The sequence below is a fragment of the Desulfurella sp. genome (genome assembly GCF_023256235.1).
In the GTDB taxonomy this organism is placed as follows: domain Bacteria; phylum Campylobacterota_A; class Desulfurellia; order Desulfurellales; family Desulfurellaceae; genus Desulfurella.
In genome coordinates, this window is record NZ_JAGDWY010000068.1 from 1 (window position 1) to 3,625 (window position 3,625).

The following is a 3,625-nucleotide window of genomic DNA, read 5'->3' on the forward strand; positions in this document are numbered from 1 at the left end:
GTTTATAATTTATTTAGATACTACTTCAAAAATTAAGAAAGTGACTGCTTAAAAAAGCAGTCACAAAAATACACTTTAATGGGAAGATTCTTCAGTTTCCACTTCTTGAGCAAATTTTTTGTTTAGTATCCTATCGCCTATTAAGTAAAGTAAACCAGCTACACCAAGTGCACTTATAAATAGACTGATTTCTGATAGTGATGGTGTGTAATTTACATAAAACACTTTGTCATAATACACGCTATTTACAGGTACAAGTTGACCAGCTATAACTGTATTATACCTTTCAAAAAATATACCTATAATCACCAAAATTGCAGCAATTAAAGCTCCTGTATTTGATGGTTTTTTGATTAGCATAAAAAATGGTACTATCAAACCTAAAAATATCTGAAAGAACCAGAAATAAAATGATAACTTACCCCATAATAAAGCTATGGCAGCCCCAGAAACTTCTGGTTGATAAGTATAAAGTGCAGTTCCAAATCTCCAACCTGTAAAAAACATCATTGCTAAAACCACAAAAAACAATGTTCTTTCCAGTACATGGGATACAGTGGCTAACTTATCTTCTAGTGAAGGTACCAATCTTTTTGTAAAATAGCACAAAATAAGGCCAAAGCCAGCACCCAAACCTAAAGCAGAAAGTATAAAAAAGATAGGAATATATGCACCAAACCAGAAAGGTCTGGATATATTAGCAGCAAAAACAAAACCCATATTGCTGTATGCACTTACTCCTACCAAAAAACTGATTATTGCAATTGGAAGCAACCATTTATGGTTTTTTGTAAAAACTAAATAAATTTCTAAAATAATTATTGGCAATTCCAAAGCATAAAGCGTAGACATCCACCAAATAGCACTAGTTATATGTGGTGGAAAATAGTTAACAACAAACCTTAATATCTGTAATTTAAAAGGCCCACCTAAATCCCAAAAAATTACATAAAAACCACCTAATAATGCTGTAAGAGCTAGTAAAATTAACTTTCGTTCCATTAATTGCACATGCTTTAAACCAAATAAATGGCACATAATAACAAGTAGTGATAAGCCTGTGGTAATACCAACCAAAAACGAATAGCCAATAATTAACAAACCCCACGAAACATACCTTGTTACACCATAACTAGGCTCTTGACCATAAAAAAATACATGAGCCATACCATATAAACCTATAGCAGCCATTATAAAAAATAAAATAGTCCAACCATCTATTAATGGCTTGCTAGCTACATTTGAGCTAACCTTCATAAAACCTCCTTCTTACCCCACGTACCACTGGTTTTATTCAAACTAAAAATCACTAATTATTGTAATAGTAAAAATTTTTTTGTCAATCAAATTTTAAAAAAACTTTCCTAATACTTATTTCTTTTCTCTTTAAAAAAATTATTTTGTCAATGCACCTGCTGCTGCGCCAAGTCCTGCACCGACTGCAGCTCCCACTGCTGCACCTGCTGCTGGACTTCCAGCAGTTAGTCCGCCTACTACCGCACCGCCTACGGCACCAATACCTGCACCACTTAAAACACGCTGTTGTGTAGGTGTCATGGTCGAGCAACCACTTAATGTTGCAATGCAAAATAAACCTAAAACAATTTTAATCGCAGGTTTTTTTAAATTAGTTTCTAATACTTTTTCCATCTCTAACCTCCCATTATTATTTTCTGGTTTTATTTTATACTTTTGTAAATTATTATCAAGTTTGATTATTACAAATTTTTAAAAGATCTTTCTTTTTCTAGATTCAACTCCCTTTCTTTTAACGATTGTCTTTTATCATATAGCTTCTTACCTTTCGCCAATGCCAATTCTACTTTAATAAGACCATTTTTTGTGTAAACTTTAATGGGAATGAGCGTAAAACCTTTTTCTTTAGTTTTGCCAATAAGTTTTGCAATTTCTTTTTTATGCAGTAATAATTTCTTTGGCCTAAGAGGCTGATGATTGAATTTTTCGCTTGCAAATTTATAAGGACTGATATGAAAATTATACAACCATACTTCACCATTTTCTATATCAGCATAAGAATCTTTGAGATTTGCGTTTCCTGTTTTTATAGACTTTACTTCGCTACCTAAAAGTACAATGCCCGCCTCAAAACTTTCAATAATCTCATAATCGTGACGGGCTTTACGATTTATGATTTGAGTCATAAAATTTTTGGTGTTATAAATATATAAAGTTCTTTTTCTGGTTTTTGAATTTGCTGAGATTTAAACAGCCAGCCCAATAGTGGGATATTTTTAAGAAATGGTATACCATTTTCACTTTTTGACGTTATTGTTTCATATACTCCGCCTATTGCTATAGTTTGACCGTTTTTGACAATTACTGTAGATGTTATGTTGTTTTTATTTATAATGAGTTCACCATTTGGTGCAGCACCAGCAGGAGAATCTTTTTTTATGTCAAGTTTCATTATAATATCGCCATTATTTGTAATATGCGGTGTTACTTTTAAAGAAAGCACAGCATCTTTAAAGCTCGTGCTTTGAGTGCCTGTTGTGGTAATTGTAGTATATGGTATTTCTTGACCGCTTTCTACTGTAGCTTCTTGGTTATCAAGTGTAATAACCTTTGGCGAAGAAAGAGTTTTTGAATAGTTGTTAATTTCTGCAAGCGATAGTTTTAAATCCAAATTGTAGTTTGCCATAACATTTCCAACCATTAAAGAGAGACTCCCAAATTGGGGTGAGGCAGGCGTATTAACAACATAATTGCTGTTTGCAAAAGCATTGTTAACTGAAAAACCGCCTGTATTTATACCAGCTGTTGAGGTTGTACTTGGAGCATTAACTGACAGAGGAAGAGTTGTGCCACCTATTGCCATATAAGAGTTTTGACCAAAAGCCTTTTGGGCATAATTTCCACCCCATTGAATACCTAAGTCTCTCTCATAGCCTTTACTAACAATAACAATTTTTGCACTAATTTCTATTTCTCTCTTTTTGACATCTATAGCTTTTACTATATTTTCAATTTTTTTAATATTTTGTTTTGTATCGTAGCATATTATTGAATTGTTAACTTTATCTGCAACAACAAAACCTATGATTTCTTTTTGTTTATTTATTCTTTAATTGTATTCTTGCTGCAAGGATTATACACGCTGACTTACGCAGTAATAGTATTCTTGCCTAGTTTATTTATCAATAATCTTGGTGCAGTCGGCTACATATTTACGCTAGGATATGGCTTATTGCTGCTAGGTATAGCATGGTATATTTATCCGCTGCTATTAGAGATATTTAGTATTATGCTGGGATTAATTAAAACGATATTTTAGAGGTTATCGCATGCAAATAATAAATATAAGCGGTGCGCCGTCTTTGCCTAGCCTTGCCGTTTATTCTTTTGGCATGCCTATATTCGCTTATATTTTGTTATTGGCTATTTTTGGCATTTCTTTTGCAAGAACTCGCAACATGGCTGTGGCTTTTGCTGTTTCATGGGCTTATGAATTGGCAATTTATAGCATGAGCGGAGGCTTGCTAATGAGCGGATATGCAATAGGCGCAACGACGACGCTGTTAATTATTGCAATAGCAGAAAACATATTTAAGCATAAAAGACAGAATAACATAGGGATAGAACGAATAGAGGGATAAAATGCCAT

Annotated in this window: 5 protein-coding genes; 1 reads left to right on the forward strand and 4 read right to left on the reverse strand. The window is 33.2% G+C overall.

Annotated features, from left to right (window positions below):
• Positions 1-75: 75 nt before the first annotated feature.
• From nrfD to Q0C22_RS07520, 4 genes are all read right to left on the reverse strand, one after another.
• Positions 76-1,257, reverse strand: a complete 1,182-nt coding sequence (gene nrfD, locus Q0C22_RS07505) for an NrfD/PsrC family molybdoenzyme membrane anchor subunit (RefSeq protein WP_291493358.1) — start codon at positions 1,255-1,257, stop codon at positions 76-78.
• 138 nt (positions 1,258-1,395) lie between these two features.
• The gene (locus Q0C22_RS07510) at positions 1,396-1,650 is read right to left on the reverse strand and encodes a hypothetical protein (protein WP_291493360.1); all 255 of its coding nucleotides are present in this window, start codon (positions 1,648-1,650) and stop codon (positions 1,396-1,398) included.
• A 68-nt stretch (positions 1,651-1,718) separates the two neighbouring features.
• Entirely contained in the window at positions 1,719-2,162 is a 444-nt protein-coding gene (gene smpB, locus Q0C22_RS07515) for an SsrA-binding protein SmpB (protein ID WP_291493362.1), read from the reverse strand.
• Complete coding sequence (locus tag Q0C22_RS07520; protein WP_291493364.1) at positions 2,159-2,839, reverse strand: hypothetical protein; 681 nt, start codon at positions 2,837-2,839, stop codon at positions 2,159-2,161. Before Q0C22_RS07520 ends, smpB begins: the two co-directional genes overlap by 4 nt.
• Before the next feature lie 466 nt (positions 2,840-3,305).
• On the opposite strand from Q0C22_RS07520, the gene Q0C22_RS07525 reads away from it, so the two are divergent.
• Entirely contained in the window at positions 3,306-3,617 is a 312-nt protein-coding gene (locus tag Q0C22_RS07525; RefSeq protein WP_291493366.1) for a hypothetical protein, read from the forward strand.
• Positions 3,618-3,625: the final 8 nt, after the last annotated feature.